The organism is Corynebacterium sp. ACRPJ (genome assembly GCF_022347345.1).
GTDB lineage: Bacteria > Actinomycetota > Actinomycetes > Mycobacteriales > Mycobacteriaceae > Corynebacterium > Corynebacterium tuberculostearicum_D.
Genome location: NZ_JAKRNC010000048.1, coordinates 1 through 528, shown reverse-complemented (window position 1 = coordinate 528; position 528 = coordinate 1). Strand labels below are relative to the sequence as shown.

Annotated in this window: 1 protein-coding gene; it reads left to right on the top strand. The window is 63.3% G+C overall.

The window, feature by feature from the left end:
• Window positions 1-528: hypothetical protein (locus MHY08_RS11635; RefSeq protein WP_239236785.1), on the top strand; the 528-nt coding region annotated here is incomplete at both ends.

The window sequence follows — 528 nt, the reverse complement described above, 5'->3', positions numbered from 1 at the left end:
TTGAGGCTGAGCCGGTTGAGGCTGCGGTTGCTTTCGAGGAGCTCACCTCTACTGAGGTCAACAAGGATGGCAAGGACACTCCGGATACCACTCCGGAGAAGCCGAACGACGTTGCTGAGCACAAGGACATCAACGATAAGGACCAGACTGTTCCGAAGGACGGCGGTGGACACGACACCCCGGGTACTGACACCCCGGGTACCGATACCCCGGGTACTGACACCCCGGGTACCGATACGCCGGGTACTGACACCCCAGGTACTGACACCCCAGGTACCGATACCCCGGGCACTGACACCCCAGGTACCGATACCCCGGGTACTGACACCCCAGGTACTGACACCCCGGGTACTGACACCCCGGGTACTGACACCCCGGGTACTGACACCCCGGGTACCGATACGCCGGGTACTGACACCCCAGGTACTGACACCCCGGGTACTGACACCCCAGGTACTGACACCCCGGGTACCGATACCCCGGGCACTGACACCCCGGGTACCGATACCCCGGGCACTGACACCCCGG